This window comes from Diaphorobacter ruginosibacter, assembly GCF_014395975.1.
Lineage (GTDB): Bacteria > Pseudomonadota > Gammaproteobacteria > Burkholderiales > Burkholderiaceae_C > Diaphorobacter_A > Diaphorobacter_A ruginosibacter.
The window spans coordinates 83,126-104,048 of record NZ_CP060714.1 but is presented as its reverse complement, the minus strand read 5'-3'; the positions used below and the strand labels follow the sequence as shown (position 1 = coordinate 104,048).

At 67.6% G+C, this 20,923-nt stretch carries 19 protein-coding genes; 11 read left to right on the top strand and 8 right to left on the bottom strand.

Annotated features, from left to right (window positions below; all coding sequences use genetic code 11):
• Nucleotides 1–12 precede the first annotated feature (12 nt).
• From H9K76_RS00505 to H9K76_RS00490, 4 genes are all read left to right on the top strand, one after another.
• On the top strand, nucleotides 13–489 hold the full coding sequence (locus H9K76_RS00505; protein WP_187597676.1) for a hypothetical protein: 477 nt from the start codon (nucleotides 13–15) through the stop codon (nucleotides 487–489).
• An 18-nt stretch (nucleotides 490–507) separates the two neighbouring features.
• A complete protein-coding gene (locus H9K76_RS00500) occupies nucleotides 508–1,890 on the top strand; it encodes a tripartite tricarboxylate transporter permease (protein ID WP_187597675.1) in 1,383 nt (460 codons plus the stop codon).
• A 333-nt stretch (nucleotides 1,891–2,223) separates the two neighbouring features.
• Nucleotides 2,224–2,484 (top strand): VF530 family protein, encoded by a 261-nt coding sequence (locus H9K76_RS00495; protein WP_187597674.1) that lies wholly within the window; start codon nucleotides 2,224–2,226, stop codon nucleotides 2,482–2,484.
• A 35-nt stretch (nucleotides 2,485–2,519) separates the two neighbouring features.
• The gene (locus H9K76_RS00490) at nucleotides 2,520–3,083 is read left to right on the top strand and encodes a CbrC family protein (RefSeq protein WP_187597673.1); all 564 of its coding nucleotides are present in this window, start codon (nucleotides 2,520–2,522) and stop codon (nucleotides 3,081–3,083) included.
• A 161-nt stretch (nucleotides 3,084–3,244) separates the two neighbouring features.
• On the opposite strand, the gene H9K76_RS00485 is transcribed toward H9K76_RS00490, so the two are convergent.
• Entirely contained in the window at nucleotides 3,245–3,490 is a 246-nt protein-coding gene (locus H9K76_RS00485; RefSeq protein ID WP_187597672.1) for a hypothetical protein, read from the bottom strand.
• Nucleotides 3,487–4,080, bottom strand: a complete 594-nt coding sequence (locus tag H9K76_RS00480; RefSeq protein ID WP_187597671.1) for an immunity 22 family protein — start codon at nucleotides 4,078–4,080, stop codon at nucleotides 3,487–3,489. Before H9K76_RS00480 ends, H9K76_RS00485 begins: the two co-directional genes overlap by 4 nt.
• 248 nt (nucleotides 4,081–4,328) lie before the next feature.
• Between H9K76_RS00480 and H9K76_RS00475 the strand changes: the two genes are divergently transcribed.
• Nucleotides 4,329–4,679 (top strand): hypothetical protein, encoded by a 351-nt coding sequence (locus H9K76_RS00475; RefSeq protein ID WP_187597670.1) that lies wholly within the window; start codon nucleotides 4,329–4,331, stop codon nucleotides 4,677–4,679.
• Between the two features lie 181 nt (nucleotides 4,680–4,860).
• Nucleotides 4,861–5,499 carry an MBL fold metallo-hydrolase gene (locus H9K76_RS00470; protein WP_187597669.1) on the top strand — a complete coding sequence of 213 codons (639 nt, stop codon included), beginning with the start codon at nucleotides 4,861–4,863 and terminating at the stop codon, nucleotides 5,497–5,499.
• A gap of 49 nt (nucleotides 5,500–5,548) precedes the next feature.
• Here H9K76_RS00470 and H9K76_RS00465 read toward each other — a convergent pair whose 3' ends face one another.
• From H9K76_RS00465 to H9K76_RS00455, 3 genes are all read right to left on the bottom strand, one after another.
• Nucleotides 5,549–6,373 carry a M48 family metallopeptidase gene (locus H9K76_RS00465; RefSeq protein ID WP_246475589.1) on the bottom strand — a complete coding sequence of 275 codons (825 nt, stop codon included), beginning with the start codon at nucleotides 6,371–6,373 and terminating at the stop codon, nucleotides 5,549–5,551.
• 79 nt (nucleotides 6,374–6,452) lie between these two features.
• On the bottom strand, nucleotides 6,453–8,456 hold the full coding sequence (locus H9K76_RS00460; protein ID WP_246475223.1) for a sensor histidine kinase: 2,004 nt from the start codon (nucleotides 8,454–8,456) through the stop codon (nucleotides 6,453–6,455).
• 22 nt (nucleotides 8,457–8,478) lie between these two features.
• Nucleotides 8,479–9,186, bottom strand: coding sequence for a response regulator (locus H9K76_RS00455; RefSeq protein WP_187597667.1), 708 nt, complete (start codon nucleotides 9,184–9,186; stop codon nucleotides 8,479–8,481).
• Between the two features lie 175 nt (nucleotides 9,187–9,361).
• Here H9K76_RS00455 and H9K76_RS00450 point away from each other — a divergent pair, with 175 nt between their 5' ends.
• Nucleotides 9,362–13,177 (top strand): choice-of-anchor U domain-containing protein, encoded by a 3,816-nt coding sequence (locus H9K76_RS00450; RefSeq protein WP_187597666.1) that lies wholly within the window; start codon nucleotides 9,362–9,364, stop codon nucleotides 13,175–13,177.
• Here the strand turns inward: H9K76_RS00450 and H9K76_RS00445 are convergent.
• Nucleotides 13,152–14,138 carry a DMT family transporter gene (locus H9K76_RS00445; protein ID WP_187597665.1) on the bottom strand — a complete coding sequence of 329 codons (987 nt, stop codon included), beginning with the start codon at nucleotides 14,136–14,138 and terminating at the stop codon, nucleotides 13,152–13,154. The genes H9K76_RS00450 and H9K76_RS00445 overlap by 26 nt on opposite strands.
• 71 nt (nucleotides 14,139–14,209) lie before the next feature.
• Nucleotides 14,210–14,920, bottom strand: coding sequence for a helix-turn-helix domain-containing protein (locus H9K76_RS00440; RefSeq protein ID WP_187600383.1), 711 nt, complete (start codon nucleotides 14,918–14,920; stop codon nucleotides 14,210–14,212).
• Between the two features lie 88 nt (nucleotides 14,921–15,008).
• Here H9K76_RS00440 and H9K76_RS00435 point away from each other — a divergent pair, with 88 nt between their 5' ends.
• From H9K76_RS00435 to H9K76_RS00425, 3 genes are all read left to right on the top strand, one after another.
• Complete coding sequence (locus H9K76_RS00435) at nucleotides 15,009–16,394, top strand: AmpG family muropeptide MFS transporter (RefSeq protein ID WP_187597664.1); 1,386 nt, start codon at nucleotides 15,009–15,011, stop codon at nucleotides 16,392–16,394.
• 148 nt (nucleotides 16,395–16,542) lie between these two features.
• A complete protein-coding gene (locus H9K76_RS00430; RefSeq protein ID WP_187597663.1) occupies nucleotides 16,543–17,259 on the top strand; it encodes a response regulator transcription factor in 717 nt (238 codons plus the stop codon).
• Nucleotides 17,260–17,303: 44 nt separating this feature from the next.
• Entirely contained in the window at nucleotides 17,304–18,542 is a 1,239-nt protein-coding gene (locus tag H9K76_RS00425; protein WP_187597662.1) for a HAMP domain-containing sensor histidine kinase, read from the top strand.
• A 19-nt stretch (nucleotides 18,543–18,561) separates the two neighbouring features.
• Here H9K76_RS00425 and H9K76_RS00420 read toward each other — a convergent pair whose 3' ends face one another.
• Complete coding sequence (locus H9K76_RS00420) at nucleotides 18,562–19,869, bottom strand: YbfB/YjiJ family MFS transporter (RefSeq protein ID WP_187597661.1); 1,308 nt, start codon at nucleotides 19,867–19,869, stop codon at nucleotides 18,562–18,564.
• Between the two features lie 112 nt (nucleotides 19,870–19,981).
• Here H9K76_RS00420 and H9K76_RS00415 point away from each other — a divergent pair, with 112 nt between their 5' ends.
• Nucleotides 19,982–20,908, top strand: a complete 927-nt coding sequence (locus H9K76_RS00415; protein ID WP_187597660.1) for a LysR family transcriptional regulator — start codon at nucleotides 19,982–19,984, stop codon at nucleotides 20,906–20,908.
• Nucleotides 20,909–20,923 lie beyond the last annotated feature (15 nt).

Below are 20,923 nucleotides of genomic sequence, written 5' to 3'. Positions count from 1 at the left end.
GACACAGGCACCATGACCACCCACCAACAGCCACCCGCCGGCCACGAGCGCTGGCAACTCGCCGAAGTCTGGGGTGACACCGTCGACCTGAAGCACCTGGCAGGAGCCATCGTGATCGGCATCGGCATCAGCGTGACGGGCTACTTTCTTGCCACGCGCTGGCTCGCCACCATCGTCGAATCCAAACAGCTGGCGCAGGCCTACGCCATGCTGGCAGGGCTCGCCGGATGCATTCTGGCGGGGGTGATCTGCGCGCGCATCTTCCCCCCGAAGCGCACGGTGACCGAGCAGGACATCTCCAGCGATCCCGCCTGGCGCGCCGAAGTGCTGGCCGAGCTGGAAAACCAGCCCGGGGGACTCGGCACCATCGACGACCTGCCGCCTGCCGTGGTGAATGAACTCAAGGAGCTCAAGCTCTACGAGCTGTTCGCCGAATCGGGTGCCGCCCCCGCACCTTCCTCCACCCGCGCGCGCCCCGCCAAACACTGACCCCTGAAGAGCCAAGACATGGATTCCCTTCTCATCAACCAGATCGCCGTCGCGGCAGGCATGGGGCTGATCGGCGCCGTGGTGTTCGCGGCCATCGGCCTCGTCTCCGGCACCGACGAAACCACCACGCTCGCACCGCTCACCCTGCTGGTGGTGCTGCTGGGCGTGCCGCCCGCCGGCGTGTTCACCTTCTTCCTCGCCGGCGCCGTCGCCAAGCACATGACGCATGCGGTGCCCACGGCACTGCTCGGCATTCCGGGCGACACGCTGGCCACGCCGCTGCTGCAGGATGCCGACATGCTGCGCAAGCTCGGCGTGCCGCACATCGCTCTGCGCAAGATGGTGTCGGGGGCGATCATCGCCGCCTTCGTCGCAGTGCCGCTGGCCGTGCTGTTCGCCGTGATGCTCGCGCCGTTCGGCCAGGCCATCACCAAGACCGCACCGTGGATCTTCCTGTGCGCCGCCATCCTGATCGCCTATTTCTCCAAGGGCCGCTGGGCCGCCGTCGCGCTGCTCGTGCCCTTCGTGGTCGTGATCATCGCGCTGCAGACGCTCACCGCCAAGTACGACACCAAGCTCAGCATCAGCTACTTCCTCGGCATCGCCATCGGACCGCTGATCGCCGACCTGTTCTCCGTGCTCTCGCCACAGGGCCGCGCACGCATGGCGCGCGACAAGGTGCACCAGTTCAACCTGGCTCCGGACGTGAAGGGCTGGTCGGGTTACTTCCCCAATCCATTCAAGGTGCTGGACAGGAAGCAGACCGGCTGGACACTCACCACCGCCGCCATCTCCAGCGCCACTTTCGTGTTCAGCCCCGTGGCGATGACCGTGGTGCTCGGCGAGCTCGTCGGCTCGCGCGTGAAGCATGCCTACCATCGCCTGACCACGGTGCTCTCCGCGCGCAACGGCGTGACCGAGGCGACCTACATCGCCGAGGCGCTGATTCCGCTGATCGCCTTCGGCCTGCCCTTAAGCCCCGTCGCCGCGGGCCCCGCCGCACCGCTGTTCAACGCGCCGCCGCGCTTCACCGTGGACGCCGCCACCGGACAGACCCACAACCTGCACAACCTGCTGAACCACTGGGAATTCCTCGGCTACGGCCTGCTCGCCGTCGCGCTCGCCGCGATCGTTTCCTATCCGTTCGCGATGAACTATGCGCGCCGCGCGGCCCTGTTCGTCTCGCGCCGCGTCAGCCACGAAGCCATCATCGCCACCTTCGTCGGCCTGATCATCGTGATCAGCGTGTGGGAAGGTGCACTACTCGGCCTGCTGGTCATCCTGACCATGGGCCTGCTGGGCGGACTGCTCTCGCGCAACTTCGGCTTCAACACCGGCGTGCAGTTCATGGGCTACTACACGGCCGTGCTCAGCGTGCCGGCGCTGGTCAAGCTGTTCTGACCGCACAGGCATTCGCCCCTGCCCAAGCCGATCCCGCAGCCCTGCCGGATCGGCTTTTTTATTTTTCGCCGAATACCGGGTTCTATGGGTCGCGTGACGAAGGATCTGTGGTGCTTGGGGTGAGAGTTTTCGTTTGGAGGTGCTGATATGGCCCCTCATACTTTGTTGCAAAGGCTTGCCGTACAGGAGTACTGCCCGCGCCTTTGCGTCGCGTCTGAGGGGCCATCTCAGCATTGGCGTGAACAGTTCAAGGCGGGCGCGCGCTGCGCAGATTGTCGTTTGGGGAGCATCGCTGCAGACCCGGTGAAGCGTGCAATGCGGGACAATCACGGCATGACGACCGCCCCAGCACCCGCACCACAGCAACCGCGCAACCCGCTCCACGGCATCACCCTCGAACGCATGGTGACCGAGCTCGCCGACTATTTCGGCTGGTACGAACTGGGCGAACGCATTCCGGTGCGCTGCTTCACGCACGACCCCAGCGTTTCATCGAGCCTGAAATTCCTGCGCAAGACACCGTGGGCGCGTGAGAAGGTCGAAGGGCTGTACCTGTTCATGCTGCGGGAACAGAAACGGGATGCCGCGCGTTGAGCGCAGGCCAACCCTCTCACCCACAAAGACCCGCCATGCACCAGACGCCTCCCCACTTCACCTATCACCCCAAGGCCTATGAATTGGAGGTGATCGAAGCCATCGACCTGGACTGCGAATGCTGCGGGCAACGCCGTGGCTGGATCTACAGCGGCAACGTCCACTGTATTGCCGACGTGGACAACGTCTGCCCATGGTGCATTGCGGACGGATCGGCCCACCGCAAGTGGGACGCATCGTTCAGCCAGGACATCGAGGGAGTGACCATCGACGGCGACGCGCAGATCGACGGGGCATCGCCGCAAGCGGCGGACGCGGTGATGCACCACACGCCCGGCTACAGCAGCTGGCAGGGCGCCGTGTGGAAAACGCACTGCGGCGACGTCTGTGAGTTCCACGGCGACATCTCGCCGCAGGAACTGGCGTCGCTGCCACCGGACGCAGAAGCCCTGTTCCGGCAGGATCACGGCTGGCTGTTCCGCAACCACCCCACGCTGCACGACCTGGCCGAAAACTACCGCCCCCAGGGCGACCTGAGCCTCTACAAGTTTCTCTGCAGGCACTGCGGCATCGTGCGACTGCATGCCGATCTGTCCTGAGCGGAGTTTCTCCGGCGTTCAGGCGTCGGTTGAACCATCGGATTGCGCCAAAGACAAGTGCGCGTCGCTGGCATCCTTCAGTTGCCGCAAGCGAAACGCGGCCGCTCGCCTTTCAGCGTTCATCCAAGTTCTCCACTTGAAAGCGATCACTTCCCCCTGAGTTACCCAAAAACTGCAGCAGCCCGCCGTTGTAGCCGTCTGCGATCAACCGCCAGAGCATGACCAGTGCCGACGTATGCACCCATTTTCGAGCGCTCCAACGGCCCCATTGCGGCAACCTTGGGCACTGCCCAGGTCGGTGGAGCCGCGAGCAAACGTCCATCCTCCAGAGCAACGAGGATGCGCTCCTTCTCGAAGATCACATCAACGATGGGAGATCCGACAACCGGTGGCATATCCAGGTTCATGCAGCGCCTTTCCTGGACCGGAACTTGCCAATGTAGGGCAGCCCATTGAACAGCTTCGATGGGTCCGCCACCTTGAATGAGGGATCCGCGTACACGAAGGCCGCGTTCGCTTTGTCCATTCCGCGCTCCAGGCAAGCCCGGACAACGATCTCGGCTGCCTGGTCCGTGGCGATGGTGCTCTCATCGACAATGGCACGCACCGACACGGGTTGAGCGAACCAGATGATCTGCATGAGATCGTCGTCGTAGAGAAACTTCATACCGGCATCAACACAAAAGCCGCAACCCGTCACGTCCTCTGCGGCCTCCTCGATGTCTTCGACCTCAAGATCCCAGTAGCCATCAGCGTGGTCAAAGTAGCGCCAGAATGCGTCTTCTGGCAGAGCAGTCATGCCAATCCAGAAATGCAGCGCTTCAAACGGGCGCTCGCTGCGCGGCGGCCCATACTCCTTCACCCAGTCGAAGAGTGTGCCCGGAACCAACCCTTCTCGTTTTTCAAGTGCGGGATAGCCACCCGCCGGCGTGCGATGGAGCGCCTCGTCAACGAGCGCACGCCTGAATTCCTCGCTGTGTTCCTGGCTTTGATTCATCGGTTCCCGATCCAGTCTGAATGGTTTCACCTGCAGCAGTGCAGATGCAAATGGGGGCGCTATGGCATCGAATGGATCTCGTGGGCGCGTGTCAAGGAACGCATCGACGATGCCTTAGCATACGCGTGCATTTTGCCGAACAGCTCTCTTCTCCGAGAGGGAGAACCCCGATCAAACACTCCCGGCATGACCTATGCCGAGATCACGAAACCACGCGTATTGGACACGCCAAACATCCGAGCCATGTCATGCGCCTTGTACACCTCATGCGCCTCACCAGCTTGCTTGGCGTAGCGTTCTTGCAAAGCTCATGCAACCTCGCACCTGCGAAACCAGACAAAGCCACAGTGAGCATCCGCTGGACCGATGTCAATTTCGGTGAAGAGCTTACGGCCATGTTTCCCTGCGATGTCGTTGGGCTCGAGGTCGTCACGACAGGCTATGCACCTCATGAACCTGTGGAGGTGAAAATTGCTTTGGAAAACGATGCGGATGAACCGGAAATCGTTCATCCAGTGGTGGACCATCAAGGCATAGCACGCATGCATTTTCAAGCCAGGGAATGTCGTGAAGACGAAAGCCATCCATCGTCCCACTGAACTTCCCATTTCGAGCGAGCGAAATGGGGGGCCATGCAGTGGCTCACGGCATACCGACATCCCAGCGACCTCGTTCCACATCGCCATCCATTGAATAGCACGGTATCCACTTCCGAGGGCACTCCTGGCTACACTCTGCTTGAAATTCAGCCACGTTCGGTTAGCAAAAATCACTCACCCCATGCTCCAGTACCTCACCGTTCCCGTCACCCAGTTCCAGCAGAACGCCTCCATCGTCTGGTGCGATGCCACCGGGGATGCCGCCATCATCGACCCCGGCGGCGATCTCGGGGTGTTGCTGGAGGAGGTCGGCCGGCTCGGGCTGAACCTCAAGGCACTGTGGCTCACGCACGCACATATCGATCACGCGGGGGGCACGGGCGAGCTCGCGCAGAAGCTCGGCCTGCCGATCATCGGCCCCGAGGAAGGCGACCAGTTCTGGATCGACGGGTTGCCGCAGCAGAGCCAGATGTTCGGGTTCCCGCCGGCCATGTCGTTCACGCCCACGCGCTGGCTGCATGACGGTGACACGGTGCAGATCGGCAACGAGGTGCTGAACGTGCGCCACTGCCCGGGCCACACGCCCGGCCATGTGGTGTTCCATGCGCCGCAGATCGACCGTGCGTTCGTGGGCGACGTGCTGTTCGCGGGCAGCATCGGGCGCACCGACTTCCCCAAGGGCAACCACCAGCAGTTGATCGACTCGATCACGCAGCGCCTGTGGCCGATGGGCGACCAGACCGTGTTCATTCCCGGCCACGGTCCCGAAAGCACCTTCGGGCGCGAGCGCCGCACCAACCCCTACGTCGGCAATACATGAGCTGGCGATCAGTGATGGCTTGCTGACGCTCTACTCGCGGCAGCTCAGTTCACTTGCGCTCGCGCAGCGCGGCCTTGTAGAGCCCGTCGACGCGCGAGACGTTCTCCTGCAACTCCTTGATGCGGTTCGGCCCGCTCGGGTGGGTCGACAGGAACTGCAGGCCCTGTTGCCCCGTGGCCTTGCCCATCTTCTCCCAGAGCGTGATCGACGCCTGGGGATTGAAGCCGGCGCGCGCGGCCAGCTCGAGCCCGACGAGGTCGGCATCGGTCTCGTCCGAACGGCTGAACTTCAGCGTGAGCAGTTGCCCGCCCAGGTTCGCGGCGGCACGGCCCATGTCGCCAAGGCCCAGCAGGGATGCCCCCAGCGAAATGCCGATGTTGGTGGCCTGCGTCTTGGCCAGGCGCGCGCGCGAATGCTCGCGCAAGGCATGCGCCATCTCGTGGCCCATGATCATGGCGATCTCGTCGTCGGTGAGCTTGAGCTGGTCGAGGATGCCGGTGTAGAACGCGATCTTTCCGCCGGGCATGCAGAACGCATTGATCTGCTTGCTGCCGATGAGGTTGACCTCCCAGCGCCAGCCACGCGCGCGCTCGTTCCATGGATAGGTGTAGGGAATCAGCCGCTTCGCGATGCCGCGCAGGCGCACGACTTGCGGGTTGTCGTCGCCACCGAGCGCACGCTGCGCCTTGGCCTGTGCGAGCAGCTGGTCGTACTGCTGCGTGGCGGCGTTCTCCAGCGTTTCGGCGGGCACGAGGTTGCGCAGTGCCGAGGCATTGCCCACGTCGACCTGCGCGAGCGCCGGAGTCGCGGCCGCCGCTGTCGCTGCCAGCAGAAAGGCCCGGCGCGGATTCCAGGGCGCGCCCGCGTGCGGCATTGCGCACAGGCACGAAGGGAAGTCCGCCAGGGGCGTTTGCGATGAGGTGCGGGAATGCTGCTGCGTCATACCTGCAAGTTTAGAGCGTGGAGATCGTCGGCTGAAGAGTGTCCGCATTCTCGCGCTGCTTGTACAGCGGTAGCCACAGCGTGAACTCCGTGCCCCGGGCCGGCGCGGGCTGCCAGTCGCAGTGCGCACCCAGCGCCCTGGCGCGGCTGCGCACGTTGCCCAGGCCGCGGCGGCCGGGCGGTAGCGCCTCGGGCACGGGGGGTATGAAGGGGCGGCCATTGTCCCGCACCCAGACCTGCACGCCGGGCATGCCATTGCGCGCGGCCTCCATGGTCCCGACCGCGATGTCGTCCGCGCCACTGTGCTTGACGATGTTCGTGAGCACCTCCTGCAGGATGCGCAGCACATGCAGCGCGCTCTGCGCATCGAGCCAGGGCAACGGCGGCAGGTCGCTCACCTGCCAGCGCAGTGCCAGACCGGCACCCTCCAGCCGTGGCCCGAGCCGGAAGCGCAGCGCCGCCAGCAACGCCAGCAGGTCGGCATGCACCGGCTCCAGCGAATCGATGGAAAGCTTGAGGTCGTCGATGCACTCGCGCAGCATCTGCGCCACGTCCACCGTGTCGGCGGGGGCCTCCTCCACCAGACGCAGCGCGCTGATCAGCGACGAGCCCACGCCGTCGTGCATCTCGCGCATCAGGCGCTGGCGCTCGTGCAGCAGTGTCTGTTCGCGCTCTGCCAACCGCAGCCGCTCGTGGGCCTGCAGCAGCTCGCGCTCCTGCGCGGCCAGGCGCTCGGCCAGGGTGGCATGGGCGCGCGCGGCCAGGTCCTGTGCGCGGCTGTAGCGCGTGAAGACGATGACCAGGAACAGCATGAACAGGCCCACGCTCACATAGGGCGACAGGTAGACCCCCTCCACGTCGAAGCGGTAGCTCTGCATCGCCATGTCGTGCAGGCCTATGGGCGGCACCATCGCAGCCCACACGGCCAGCATCAGGCTGCTGCGGCTGCGCAGTCGCCACGCACCGACGGCTACGGCGACCAGCAGCGCCAGCACGGCCGGTGCCAGCAGCAGGCGCAAGAGCGGCACCAGCGCGAGGTACGCTGACCACCAGGTCGGCAACGTGAGCACGGCAACGACGCCCAGGTACAGTGGCAGCGCCCGGCCCAGCCGTGGCCAATGCTGGCCCTGCACACGGCACAGGAAGTGGAACATGCACACCAGTGCCGCCAGCAACGCCACCAGCGTCAGCCACGAGAACCAGGCAAAGTCCACGTCCAGCCCCTCGTCGTCCACCAGGAACAGCAGGGCCGCCACCGACTGGCAGGCCGACATCACGAAGAACAGCAGGAACAGGCGCACCTCATCACGCCTGCTGCGCCGGTACTTGAACCACAGCGCCAACGCGAACAGGCTGAGCATCAGGAAACCCGCCCGCCAGTACGACACCAGGCTGGTCTGCCAGAACGTGCGCCAACGCCAGGACGGCAGCAGCTCCTGCGCCGGTCCTGCCCACAGCGACGACAGCATGCCGCCCACACCGGGCAGGCTGGCCATGCGCACATGCACCTGCGCCGGGCCACCCGGCCGGGCCAGCCCCCCCAGGTCGATCCACACCGGGTGGTTGAAACCGTTCCAGAGCCGGTCGCCGTCCCCGCCGCCGGACTGCCAGGCCAGCCGTCCCCCCACGTAGACCCCGAGCGTGCCCACCGTCTGCCAGCGCGGGAGGTACAGCCGAACTCCCTCCGCCATGCCGTCCAGCGCCTCGGCGGGCAACTGCATGCGGTACCACAGCACCTCGGGCACATCCACGCGCAGCGACTGGCCGAGCCCGCCCCAGCGCGCTCGGGGCCGGGCATGGGGCAGCGCCACCGGCTGCCAGGGCGTCGCGGCGTCGAGCACCGCGCGGTCGGCCGCGTCCAGCGCCGCCGCATCGAGGGCCTGCGGCGGCATCCAGGCCGTGCTGGGTGAAGGCCAGACCAGCGCCTCGGTCACATGGGTCTGCGCCGCCGCCGGCAGGGCGCAGCCGGCCCACGCGACAACCATCGCAACCAGCGCTTTCAGGAAAAGCGCCATCCGCCAGTTCCGGCCCGAGTTTTCAGCCACCATCCAGCCATCCCTGGCGGGCGCCTTCGCGCACGGCTTCGGCGCGGTTGCCCACCTGCAGCTTGGCATAGATACGGCGCACAAAGGAGCGAACCGTGTGGCGCGACACTTCCAGGGCCCCGGCCACCTCGTCGGTGGTGAAACCGCGCGCCACCAGGCGCAGCACCTCGGCCTCGCGCGCCGACAGCTGGGTTCCTGCATCCGCCTGGGCGGGCATGCCCGGCGCAGTGGGAGCCGCAGCCCGCAGCAGCAGCTTGCGCGCCACCATGGGGTTGATCGGACTGCCGCCCGCGTGCAGGCTGCGGACCTCATGCACCAGCGCCTGCGCACTCAGGTCCTTGAGCAGGTAGCCCATGGCCCCGGCCTCGATGGAGCGCAGCACGTTCTCCTCGTCGCCAAAGATGGTGCTGACCATCACCGCGCAGGCCGGTTGCGCGGTGCGGGCTGCGGCAATCACGTCCAGACCCGAGCCGTCGGGCAGCCCCAGATCGACCAGCAACACATCGAGCGCCGCATCGGGTGTCTGCGAGGCCAGCCGCGCCAGCGCTTCGGCACGGCTCGCAGCCGCCCAGGCCAGGCACAGCCCTTCGGCCGCCGCCACGGCGCGCGCCACGGCCTGGCGACAGGCGGCGTCGTCTTCGACGATGGCCAGGCGGATGGAGCTGGCCGGGTCGGGATCGGATGTTTGCAAGGCGGACATGGCGGCATCTTGCCCACAAATGCGCCGCTCGGCCATGTAGCCGTTTGAGGCTACATACAAATGTTTACTTAACTTATAAGCTGAAGCATGCGCTTCCGACGCCATCCGGACGTCGTACCGCCCCAGTTCAACCCGCGCTGCAGCCTGTCACCTGCCAGTGCACGGAGCTACCAAAATGAAGCACTCCCTCCGCAACCCGCTCCTTGCCGCCTGCCTGGCCGTGCCGCTGCTGGCCCAGGCGCAGGTCTGCTCCAGCCCCAACGCCACCAGCGACTACATCGTGGGCGAGGCGCAGGGCCGCGCCAGCGCCATGCACTGGGCAACGGGGCTGGTCTGGTCGCGCTGCATCGAGGGCGCCACGTTCGACAACGGCCAGTGCAGCGCCCAGTACCCCACGGACAACTTCCAGAAAACCTGGATGGACTGGGCCGACTACGACACCGGCCGCGCAGGGCTGCTGCCCGCGCCCTTCTACAACAACGTCAATTGGGGCCTCAACGCCGCCCTCGGCCCCAACCGCCTGCTCGATGGCACCTGGCGGATGCCCTACGCCACCGAATACAGCGCGCTGATGGCCGGCTGCCCCAGCGGCTGGCCCGACATTGCCACGAACCAGGAGGTGCTTCCCAGCGACCACGGCGGCGGCATCCGCAACACCTTCTGGACTGCCTCGCCCGACCCCACTTCGACCGGTGCGGCCTGGCGGGCCAACCCCGGCAGCGCAAGCGGCGAGATGCTGAGCACCGCTAGCCCCGAAGAAGTCCGCGTGGTGCGCGGCGGCCAGCCGTTCAACGCCCTGTCCAGCCTGACCCTCGCCACGGGGGCGGCGGGCCAGCCGCACGTTTTCGCCCCCATCACGCTCACCAGCCCGCCGGGCACCACCGCCTGGGGCGGCCTGCGCATCAGCAGCGGGCGCTTGAGCGTCAACGCCGGCCCCTGGGTAAGCGAGGCCATCGTCAAGAGCGGCGACAGCATCCGCGTGCGCCTGCTGGCCCCGCCCACCGGCATGGCCTCGACCACGCTCACCCTGCGCAGTGGCCAGACCACCGGCACCAGCGACAACGGCGCCAACGGCGGCCAGGAGGCCACCGTGATGCGCGAGGAAACCACCAACCTCAGCGTGACGGCCACCGGCACCTTCACTCCGCGCATCTGCCGCGCCGCGCCCACCGGCACGGGCGACGGCACGAGCTGGGCGCAGGCCGCCAGCCTGGCCGATGCGCTGGCCGACTTCAGCTGCAGCGAGATCTGGCTGCAACGCACCAACTCCAACGGCGGCCCCTTCTACGCGCCGCCCGGCGGGCGGGGCTTTGTCATCGAGCGCAACGTCAAGCTCTACGGCGGCTTCGTCGGCACCGAAGCCACGCTGGCCGAGCGGCCCCAGCCCGTGTCTCCTGGCACGACGGTGCTGAACCCCGACGGCAACAGCCGCGTGCTGTACCTGGACGGCAGCCTGGGCATCCCACTGAATGACACACTGATCGACGGTGTGATGCTGCTGCGCGGCGCGGCGGCCGGGCCTGGGGCCAACGGCGGCGCGCTGTACTGCAACGGCGCGGGCGCGGGCAGCGTCTGCAGCCCCCGGCTGCACATGGTGTACATCGGCGCCTCGTTCGCCGACGGCCATGGCGGGGCCCTGTTCAACGACGCCAGCCGGGGCGGCATCAGCAGCCCGGTGCTGACAAACGTCCTCATCAGCGGCAACAACGCTGCGGGCAACGGCGGCGCGATCTACAACCGGGGCGAGGGCGGCACCAGCAGCCCCGTGCTGCGCAATGTCCATGTGGAGAACAACCACGCCGAGGGCGGCAGCGGCGGAGCCCTGTACAACCTCGCCAAGGGCAGCGGCGGCGTCAGCAGCCCGGTGATCGAGCAGGCCAGTTTCGACGGCAACGATGCGGGTGGGTACGGCGGCGCCATCCACAGCCTGACGGAGGACGGCGGCACCAGCCACATGGAGGTGCGCAACACCACCTTCTCCACCAACCAGTCCGCCGCCAACACGCCCGGCGGCGCCATCGCCATCGTGGGGGTGGGCGGAGATGCCCGCCTGGACGTTGTGCACGCCACCTTCATGAAGAACACGAGCGGCAGCACCAGCAACGCGCTCTTCACCCAGGGCGGTGCGGTGCGCGTGGGCCAATCCGTTCTATGGGGCGATCCCACCCCGCAGCGTGCCCAGGCCATCACCTTCTCTACCGGCTCCACCACCATCACCGACAGCCTGATCCAGGACGGCTGCGCGGGCGGCAACGTGGCCTTCATCGGCGGCACCGCCACCTGCAACGGCGTGACGCTGGACGCCGATCCCGAGCTGGGCGCGCTCGGCGCCAACGGCATGGATGGCTTCCCCATCCTCTGGGGCTACCTGCCCGAGCTCACCAGCCTGCTGCAGGACGCCGTGACCTGCACACTGCCGACCGACCAGCGCGGCATCGCCCGCCCGCAGGGCGTGGGCGACACGCCATGCGACATCGGCGCGCTGGAGCGGCGGACCCCTGTGGAACTGGCCATCACCGTCACCGGCAGCGGCACGGGCACCGTGACAGGCGCCCCGTTGGCCTGCGCCACCGGCACCTGCAGCTACAACTACCCTGGCGAGGACACCTCGCAACTCGTCACCCTCACCGCCACGCCCGCCGTGGACCACACCTTCACCGGCTGGAGCGGCGACTGCTCCGGCACCGGCACGTGCAGCGTCACCATGGACCGGGCCCGCAGCGTGCAGGCCACGTTCACCAGCCCCACCCGCTACACCATCGGCGGCACCCTCAGCGGACTCGAGTACGAAGGACCGCTGGTGCTGAACAACAATGGCGGCGACGGCATGGCACTTGTCTCGGACGGTCCCTTCACGTTCGGCACACCGCTGGCCCCCGGTGCCGCATATGACGTCACCATCCGCTTCCAGCCGCCGGGCCGAACCTGCGTGGTCCACAACGGCAGCGGCCACGCCAACGCCGACGTGACGGATGTGCAAATTATCTGTCCGCCCATCACCTACACCGTCACCGCCAGCCCGGCATCCCATCTGACCTGCGAACCCAGCGCGGTCCGCCCCTTCTCCACTGCGCAGTGCTACGCCAACCCGCCGCCCGGCCAGATAACGCAGAGCATCAGCGGCTGCGGCGGCCAGCGCGTGGAGAACCGCAACATTTTCTTTACCGGACCTGTCACCAGCGACTGCACCGTCACCGCCACCTTCGCGCCCATGCCCACCCACACCCTGGGCGGCACCGCCACGGGCCTGACCGGCACCGGCCTGCTGCTGCGCAACGACGGCGAAGACCTGCCCGTGACCGCCAGTGGTACCTTCAGCTTCACCCATCCGCTGGCCGATCGCAGCAGCTACGCCGTCACCATCGCCACCCAACCCACGGGCCAGCGCTGCACCATCACCAATGCCAGTGGCAGCAACGTCACCGCCAACGTGAGCAATGTGCAGGTGGCCTGCGCGCCGTACTTCGAGGGAACGACGGTGCCCGCGAGCGGCCCCGGGGGCACCGGCAGCGCAACCTTCACCGGCGGCGGCGGTGGCTGTCGGTTTGACCTGGCCAGCACCCGTTTCGAGGCCGCGCCCACACCGGCACCACCGGGCCACACGCTGCCCCAGGGCGTGCTGCGCATCGGCCTGGTGGACTGCAGCGCCGACCTCGTCGCCATGGAAGTGACCTGGCCCGAGACCGTGGCGGGCTACACCAAGCATGGCCTGGCCACCCGCACCGCGACCGGGGCCAGCTACTTCGCGCCTGCGGGCCTGGCCATCAGTGGCCGCACGGTGCGCTTCACCCTGACCGACGGCCAGCAGGGCGACGACGACTGGACGGTGAATGGCACCATCGCCGACCCCGGCGGTCCCACGGCACCGGTGGACGGTACCGGTGCGGTGCAGCCGGTGCCCACACTGGGAAGCAGCGCTCTGGCCCTGCTGGGCACGCTGCTGGCCTTCCTGGCGCTACCGCTGCTCAGGAGATCGCCGGTCCGCTCCTGACCGGCAGGGACTGTGCGCGCGAAGCCTTGAGCTCCGCGCGCACGACCACCAGCAGGCCCAGCATCACCAGCGCCAGTCCCACCCAGGACTGCAGCGCCTGGTGCTCGCCCACCACCCAGATCGCGAGCACAAAGGCGGCAACGGGCTCGATCAGCGACAGCGTCACGCCCGTCGGCCCCGAGATGCCGCGCAGGCCGCTGGAGAACAGCGCATGCGCAATGCCCGACACCACCACGCCCAGATAGACCGCCACGAGCAGCGACGGCGCACTGAATCGCGGCACGCCAGCGAGCAGGAAGGCCACGGGCACCGCGAACAGGGCCGCGCCGCTGAACACGTAGAAATTCACCAGCTCGGGCGAGGCGCGCGAGACCAGGCGCTTGTTGATCAACGCATAGGCCGCATACGACAGCCCCGCCAGCAGACACAGCACCAGCCCCGCGACCGACAGCGGTGCAGCGCTTGCGCCCTTGCTGAGCGCCATCGCCACGCCGCCCGCGATGCTCACCGCCGTGCCGCACCACCACAGGGGCGACAGCGGTGCACGCAGAAAGACCGCCTGCATGAAGCCCGCCCAGATCGGGCTCGATCCGATCGCCACCGCCGTCCCCACCGCCACGCCCGTGAGCTTCACGCCCGCATAGAAGCAGATGCTGTAGCCGCCGATGCCGATCGCCGCGAGCGCTATGTGGCGCATGTCCATTCCCAGCGACGCCGGACGGGGAAACAGCGGCTGCCCCGCCTGGCGCTGCCTGCGGTGCGCAACACACCAGCGCAGGGCGGCGTAGAAAACCGCCGATACGGCGAGCTGCGCCGCGCCCAGCCAGTAGGGGGACAGCCCGGCACCGCCCAGGCTCTGCGCGGTGCCGGTCGTGCCCCAGAAGATCGCCGCAATGCTGACCAGCGTGATGCCCAGCGCAGGCGAGATCGCATGATGCGGAGTGTGGTTCCTGTTCGTCATGCCGCCATGATGCGGCGCGGCGCGGCAGCGGTTTGTAGAGAAACGCTTGTTGTGCAGCCTGTAAGAGGACCCTATGCCGGCTTGCGCCGCAGATCCCGCGCCCCGACATGGCGATCCCGGCGCAGCGCGAATGCCAGCGCGCTCGCGCTGCGGTAGCCATAGCGCAGCGCCGTGGTTTCGAGCGACTCGCCGCGTGCGAGGGCCACCTCGGCCGCATCAAGCCGCAGGTCGCGCAGCCACTGCTGCGGCGTCTTGCCGGTGAGCTCGAGCCAGCGCAGATGAAAGCGCTGGGCGCTCAGGTGCACGAGCGCTGCCATGCGGCGCGTGTTCCAGTCCTCGTGCAGGTGGCGCGTGACCTGTTCGCGCACATGCGCCAGATCGAGATCGCGGCGTGCGATCACGCGCGGGGCATCCAGCAGATCATCAAGGCGGTTGCCCGCATCGCCGCCGTCCACCGGGGCCTGCTGCGCACCGCGCAGGGCGCCGGGAACCGCAAAGCGCCGTACCTTGTCCACTCCGCTGCGGTCATGCGGCGCGTCGATCACGAGCAGGCGCGCGCCGGGCGAGGCGAGGAACCCGTGCTCCACGCCCGCGGGCACCACCATGCCGCAGGCGGCGTCGACAAACGCCGCGCGGCCATTCACCTCGAGCTCCATGCGGCCTTCGAGCGCGTAGAGGATCTGCGCGTGGTCATGCGCATGCGCCGCATGCTCGCCGCTGTAGTGGCGGATCGAGGCGACGGGCGCAGTCAGCAGAAAAGGCGGATGGGCATGGCGGGCCATGCGGCAAATAGTAGCGCGAACCCTGATGAAGGGTTGCGCCAGCCCGCAGTCCGCATAATGGCGGCTGCCGCTTCCAACCTGGCTTTCCATGTCTTCCGAATCCACCGCAACGCCCACCATCACCTCCGAAGCGCCCTCCAAGTCGTGGCGCGACGCCTGGCTCGTCTACCTGCGGCCCGAGAGCCTGCGCATGCTCTCGCTCGGCTTCGCGGCAGGACTTCCCCTGCTGCTGGTGCTGGGAACGCTGTCGTTTCGCCTGCGCGAGGCGGGGATCGACCGGGGCACCATCGGCCACCTGAGCTGGGTGGGCCTGGCCTATGGCTTCAAGTGGGTCTGGGCGCCCATCGTCGACCGGGTGCCGCTGCCCTGGCTCACCCACGCCATGGGGCGCCGCCGCAGCTGGCTGCTGCTCGCGCAGGTCGGCGTGATGTGCGGGCTCGCGGGCATGGCGCTGTCCAATCCGCAGACCGCCCTCGGGCCCATCGTGGCGTGGGCGCTGGTCACCGCGTTTGCTTCGGCCACGCAGGATATTGCGCTCGATGCCTACCGCATCGAATCCGCGCCCGCCGACGAGCAGGCTGCGCTCGCCGCGAGCTACCAGCTTGGCTACCGGCTGGCCATGATCTGGTCCGGCGCGGGTGTGCTGTGGCTGGCCGCACGCTCGGAAATCGCCGCATTGGCCGGCAATTACCAGGATGCCGCGTGGCGCACGGCCTATCTGGTGATGGCGGCATCGGTGCTGGCCGGCGTGGTGACCGTGCTGCTCTCGCGCGAGGGCAAGGGCCGCGAGCTGCCGCCCGCGCGCAGTGCCGGAGAATGGCTGCAAAGCGCGCTCATCGAGCCCTTTGCCGATTTCTTCCGCCGCTACCGGTGGCATGCCGCGGTGATCCTCGCCCTCATCGCCGTCTATCGCATCAGCGACGTGGTCATGGGCATCATGGCCAATCCGTTTTACGTGGACACGGGCTTCACCAAGGATGAGGTGCTCTCGGTGGTCAAGACCTACGGCATCATCATGACCATCGTCGGCGGCTTCGTCGGTGGCGCGATGTCCATGCGCTTCGGCGTGATGCGCGTGCTGATGCTGGGTGCGATCCTGAGCGCGCTCACCAACCTGATGTTCGCCTGGCTCGCCAGCATCGGCCATAGCGTGCCCGCCCTGATCCTGGTGATCTCGGCCGACAACCTGGCCTCGGGCATCGCATCGGGCGCATTCATCGGCTATCTCTCGAGCCTCACCAACATCAGCTACTCGGCCTCGCAGTACGCCCTGTTCTCGTCGCTGATGCTGCTGCTGCCCAAGTTCGTCGCGGGCTTCTCGGGCGACTTCGTGAATGCCTACGGCTACAGCAATTTCTTCATTTCCACGGCACTGCTGGGCATTCCGGTGCTGCTGCTGGTATGGGCCGCGGGGCACGTGAAGAAAAGCAGTGAGCGCGCAGGTTCGACCACCCCTGCCGTCGATTCGCCGTGACCGTGCCTAGGGACCCTAGCGCTTTACCTTTCTTTACGGAAACAGCGAACGAGAGCAGCACGCCTCATGCACCATTGGCCCGGACACTCTTGCGCATGCAGCGCACGGTGCCCGATTTCGTGATCGCGCAACACAAGACCTCCACGCCATGCCCCACAACCTGCTGATGATCGAAGACGACGCCCGACTGGCCCAGATGGTGAGCGAGTATCTCGGGCAGTCCGGCCTGCACGTCGCGCATTGCGGCGATGGCCAGGGCGGACTGGCGCGGCTGACCGGCCCCGATGCGGCCGAGCTGCCCGACCTCGTGATCCTCGACCTGATGCTGCCCGACATGGACGGCCTCGAGATCTGCCGCCGCATCCGCGCCCTGCCCGCTCCCGCATCGCAGGTGCCCGTGCTCATGCTCACGGCCAAGGGCGACCCGATGGACCGCGTGATCGGCCTCGAGATCGGCGCCGACGACTATCTGCCCAAGCCCTTCGAGCCACGCGAGCTGCTGGCGCGCATCCGCGCCATCCTGCGCCGCCGCGAGACGGGCGTGCAGCCCGCGGCGCAGACCCTGCGTTTCGGCTCGCTCGAGATCGACCGCGATGCCCGCACCGTCACGGTCAACGGGCAGCTGGCCGACCTCACCTCGTACCAGTTCGACCTGCTCGTGACGATCGCCGAGCGGGCGGGCCGCGTGCTCACGCGCGACCAGATCATGGAGGCCGTGCGCGGGCGCGAGCTCGAGGCATTCGACCGCTCCATCGACGTGCACATGGGCCGCATCCGCGCCGCCATCGAGGCCGACCCCAAGAATCCGCGCCGCATCCTGACGGTGCGGGGCGTGGGCTATGTGTTCGCCAAGCAGCAGGATTGACCCCGCATGACGCCGCAGCGCCCGCCAGCCCGAGTAACGCGCCCATGTCCCTGATCAGCCCCTTCTCCCGCCGCCTCTATCTGCGCATCTGGCTCGCGGTGGTCGGTGGCGTGGCGGTGTTCGCGTTCGCGATCGGGATCGCCTGGCGCGTGGCGGCCGAGCACAACGCGCAGAATCAGCAGCCTCCGGCACGCCAGATCACCATCGTGAACAGCGAGGGCCAGCCCATCCTGGAGGGCCTCGCGACGCGCGAGCGGCGCGAGCCTGGCGAACCGTCCGACTTCAGCATCGAGACCGAGTCCGGCGAGAAATTCCAGATGCAGCTCTCCGCGCGCGCACCCCGCCCCGAAGGACGGGGAGGACGCGAGGGAGCGCGCGACGTGTCGTTCTGGCTGCGCCCGCCGTTCGGGTTCATCTGGGTCCTGGCCGCGGTCGGCATGGCCGTGACGATCGGCGTGTTTCCCATCATCCGCAAACTGCTGCAGCGGCTTGAGAACCTGCAGCGCAGCGTCAAGCGCTTCGGCGAGGGCGACCTCAAGGTGCGCGTGCGTGCCCAGGGCCACGACGAAGTGGCCGACCTGGCCCGCCAGTTCAATGCCGCCGCATCGCGCATCGAGACGCTGGTGCAGTCGCACAAGTCGCTGCTGGCCAACGCGTCGCACGAGTTGCGCTCCCCGCTCACGCGCATCCGCATGGGCATGGAGCTGATGCAGGATGGAGCGCCATCGCCCGCCTCGCGCGCCGAGATATTGCGCAACATCGCCGAGCTCGATCAGCTCGTGGACGAGATCCTGCTCGCGAGCCGGCTGGACGCCGGGGCTTCGGACGTCGGCACGATGGAACCGGTCGATCTGCTGGGCCTTGCGGCCGAGGAGTGCGCACGCGTCGATGCCGACCTGAATGCCCACACCCAGGGCCTGCAGGCGGCCGATCTCGACGTGCAGGGCATCGCCAAGCTGCTGCGCCGCGCCGTGCGCAACCTGCTGGAGAACGCCCGCCGGTACAGCCAGGGAGAGATCACGCTGGAACTCGCGCGCGAGGGCAGCCAGGTGGTGATCCGGGTGTGCGATTTCGGCCCCGGCGTCGCGCCCGACCAGCGCGAGCGCATCTTCGAGCCGTTCTACCGGCTGCCGGGCGCAAGCGAGCGTTCGGGCGGCGTGGGTCTGGGTCTCGCCCTGGTGCGCTCGATCGCACAGCGCCACCACGGCAGGGTCACCTGCGAGGATCGCCCCGACGGGCAGAGCGGCGCCTGCTTCGTGCTGCGGCTTCCGGCCGGCGAGTAGGGGCTCCTGCGCTCGCGGCTCACCGGCCCTGGCGGCCTTCGCGGCGCTCGGGCCACAGCCACAGTGACGCCAGGTACAGCGCAGCGCCGATCACCAGCGACAGCGCGGCGCATTCCAGCCCGCGCTCAAATCCGCTGCCCTCGGGCGAATGCACCAGCAGCCACGCCACCAGCGGCGGCCCGGCGATCTGGCCCAGTCCGTACAGGCCCGTGATCATTCCCACGAAGCTGTCGGCCGACGCGGGCCAGCTGCGGCGCGCCTCCTGGATACCGAAGAAGGTGATCGCGTTGAATGGCAGCCCCACCAGCACGCTGCCGATCGCAAAGCCCGCCGTGGTGGGCCACAGCAGCCCCAGGCCGATGCCGGCCGCCTGCATCAGGTAGGCACCCGCGAGCAGGGAGCGGCGCGACCAATGCACCGGCAGCCGCGTGCTCACCAGAATGCCGACCACCGCGCCTGCCCCCGCAATGGGCCAGAACAGGTCCGCCCAGCCCGAGTCGGCCGGCATCACGGTACGCGCGATCACCGGCAGGAACGTGGCCGTGATGATGTAGCCGAAGCCCGCCAATCCGTAGCCCACCGCGTGCACCACGCGCGCCGCCACAGGTTCTGCGGACGACTCTGCGGATAGTCCTGCGGATCGCTCAATCTCAATGGTTCGCTGCCGCTGCGGTGCCCCCGGCGCAGGCGGCTCGCCATGCAGCGCCGCCGGCCCCTGGATCAAAGGCCAGATCAGCACGCACAGCACGAGCGCCAGGGCCGTGAACATCCACCACCCGCTGGACGCGTGCCATTGCGCAGCCACCATGGCGCTTGCGAACAGCCCCGTCAGCAGGATTCCCAGGCCCGGCCCGCAGAAGATCAGGCCCGAAAGGGCAGGCCGCCCGAGCCCCGCCAGCCGCACCATGCACCACGACGAGGTTCCCAGGAAGGTGAGCGCGCTCGCCATGCCCGCAAAGAAGCGCAGCGTGGGCCAGAGCTGCGGCACCGGAAACGCCATGGCAGCCGTCAGCAGCAACGTGGCGATCAGCCCCGTCCAGGTGATGCGCGCCGGATTCCAGACCGCGTACAACTTCGGTGCAACCCACGGCAGCGCCATGCCCATGAATGCGCCCAGCAGGTAGCCCAGGTAATTCGCCGTGGCCAGCCAGCTGCCCTGTGCCAGGTCGAGCACGCCATCGTGCAGCATCATCGGCAGCAGCGGCGTGAAGGCGAAGCGGCCGATGCCCATGGCAACGGCCAGCGACGCCATGCCGGCCAGTGCCACCACCAGGGGATGGACGGAGCCCTGTACGGCCGGGCTGGCGGGCAGCGGAAGGGATTTCATGGCAAGGGACATGGTGAAGGCAGGGCCTTTTGATCTTTTTTTAAGATTAATTGATGTGCAATAATCTCGCAACAAGATTTTTAAGCCCTTTCTTTTTTGACCGGAGCCCGTCATGGATCTGCTCAACCTGGACATCTTCCGCACCGTCGCCGAGGAGCGCAGCGTCACGCGCGCGGCCGAGCGCCTCGGACGCGTGCAATCGAACGTGACCACCCGCGTGCAGCAGCTGGAGGAGCAACTGGGCAGCCCCCTCTTCCTGCGCGAAGGACGGCGCATGGTGCTGACACCGGCGGGCCACACGCTATTGGGCTATGCCGACAGGCTGCTCACGCTGGCCGAAGAGGCGCGGCAGGCCCTCAAGCCCGATGAGGCCAGCGGCCGCCTGCGCGTGGGTGCGATGGAGAGCACCTCCATCACGCGCCTGCCCGTGCCGCTCGCACGGGTGCATGCCGACTGGCCCGACCTTCAGCTCGACCTGCGCACGGCGCCTTCGCGCCAATTGGTGGAGGACGTGCTCGAGCATCGCCTCGACGTCGCGCTGGTCGCCTGGCCGCCGCCGGGCCTGGACGTGGATGACGCAACGATGTCGTACACGCCCATGTACACCGAGTCGCTTCTGATCGCGCTGCCCGCGACCCATCCTCCCGTGACGGCGGGGGCGCCGCTGCAGGTCGACACCATCGCCGTCTTCAAGCGCGGCTGCACCTACCGGCAGATCGGCGAAGACTGGATGAAGCAGGCCAACGGATACGCACCGCACGTGCTGGAGCTCGGCTCCTACCCCGCCATCCTGGCCTGCGTCGCCGCGGGACGATGCGCGGGCATCGTGCCCCAGGCCATGCTGGACCAGATGCGCTCGCCGCCCGCATTGCGCTGGGTGCCCATCGAAGACCGCGTCACCATGCTGGTGACGCGCGAGGGGTACGACACGCCTGCGTTCAACGTCTTTCGCAAGGCGCTGCAGGACGACCTGTGCGCCACGACCCCGCCGGAAGGCGCACCGGAGCGCGCGCCTGAACTGCTGACCACCGAACCCTGACGAACAAGGAGACCT